Source organism: Rahnella sp. CG8 (genome assembly GCF_023701875.1).
GTDB classification, from domain to species: domain Bacteria; phylum Pseudomonadota; class Gammaproteobacteria; order Enterobacterales; family Enterobacteriaceae; genus Rahnella; species Rahnella aceris.
Window position 1 is genome coordinate 3,669 of sequence record NZ_JABAED010000060.1, and the last position, 1,758, is coordinate 5,426.

General features: G+C 52.2%; 1 rRNA gene. It reads right to left on the reverse strand.

Going from position 1 to position 1,758, the window contains the following annotated elements:
- Window positions 1-44: 44 nt before the first annotated feature.
- A 16S ribosomal RNA gene (locus HGO41_RS25560) occupies window positions 45-1,587 on the reverse strand.
- Window positions 1,588-1,758: the final 171 nt, after the last annotated feature.

Consider the following 1,758-nt stretch of genomic DNA (forward strand, 5'->3'; position numbering starts at 1 on the left):
CATCAGACAATCTGTGTGGACACTGCACAATGCGTATCTTGAGGTAAGGAGGTGATCCAACCGCAGGTTCCCCTACGGTTACCTTGTTACGACTTCACCCCAGTCATGAATCACAAAGTGGTAAGCGCCCTCCCGAAGGTTAAGCTACCTACTTCTTTTGCAACCCACTCCCATGGTGTGACGGGCGGTGTGTACAAGGCCCGGGAACGTATTCACCGTAGCATTCTGATCTACGATTACTAGCGATTCCGACTTCATGGAGTCGAGTTGCAGACTCCAATCCGGACTACGACATACTTTATGAGGTCCGCTTGCTCTCGCGAGTTCGCTTCTCTTTGTATATGCCATTGTAGCACGTGTGTAGCCCTACTCGTAAGGGCCATGATGACTTGACGTCATCCCCACCTTCCTCCGGTTTATCACCGGCAGTCTCCTTTGAGTTCCCACCATTACGTGCTGGCAACAAAGGATAAGGGTTGCGCTCGTTGCGGGACTTAACCCAACATTTCACAACACGAGCTGACGACAGCCATGCAGCACCTGTCTCACGGTTCCCGAAGGCACTAAGCCATCTCTGGCGAATTCCGTGGATGTCAAGAGTAGGTAAGGTTCTTCGCGTTGCATCGAATTAAACCACATGCTCCACCGCTTGTGCGGGCCCCCGTCAATTCATTTGAGTTTTAACCTTGCGGCCGTACTCCCCAGGCGGTCGACTTAACGCGTTAGCTCCGGAAGCCACGCCTCAAGGGCACAACCTCCAAGTCGACATCGTTTACAGCGTGGACTACCAGGGTATCTAATCCTGTTTGCTCCCCACGCTTTCGCACCTGAGCGTCAGTCTTTGTCCAGGGGGCCGCCTTCGCCACCGGTATTCCTCCAGATCTCTACGCATTTCACCGCTACACCTGGAATTCTACCCCCCTCTACAAGACTCTAGCTTGCCAGTTTCAAATGCAGTTCCCACGTTAAGCGCGGGGATTTCACATCTGACTTAACAAACCGCCTGCGTGCGCTTTACGCCCAGTAATTCCGATTAACGCTTGCACCCTCCGTATTACCGCGGCTGCTGGCACGGAGTTAGCCGGTGCTTCTTCTGCGAGTAACGTCAATCACCACACGTATTAAGTGTGATGCCTTCCTCCTCGCTGAAAGTGCTTTACAACCCTAAGGCCTTCTTCACACACGCGGCATGGCTGCATCAGGCTTGCGCCCATTGTGCAATATTCCCCACTGCTGCCTCCCGTAGGAGTCTGGACCGTGTCTCAGTTCCAGTGTGGCTGGTCATCCTCTCAGACCAGCTAGGGATCGTCGCCTAGGTGAGCCATTACCTCACCTACTAGCTAATCCCATCTGGGCACATCCGATGGCGTGAGGTCCGAAGATCCCCCACTTTGCTCTTTCGAGGTCATGCGGTATTAGCTACCGTTTCCAGTAGTTATCCCCCTCCATCAGGCAGTTTCCCAGACATTACTCACCCGTCCGCCGCTCGCCGGCAAAGTAGCAAGCTACTTTCCGCTGCCGCTCGACTTGCATGTGTTAGGCCTGCCGCCAGCGTTCAATCTGAGCCATGATCAAACTCTTCAATTAAAAGTTCGATTTGCTTCAACAAGTGAAGCGGTGCTCAGAGATTACTTCGTAATAATTCAACTAAATGAATTACTGCTTGGTCACTCTAAGACTTGATATTTTTTGCCACCGAAGTGGCTGATATCGTCTTGTGAGTGCCCACACAGATTGTCTGATAAATTGTTAAAGAGC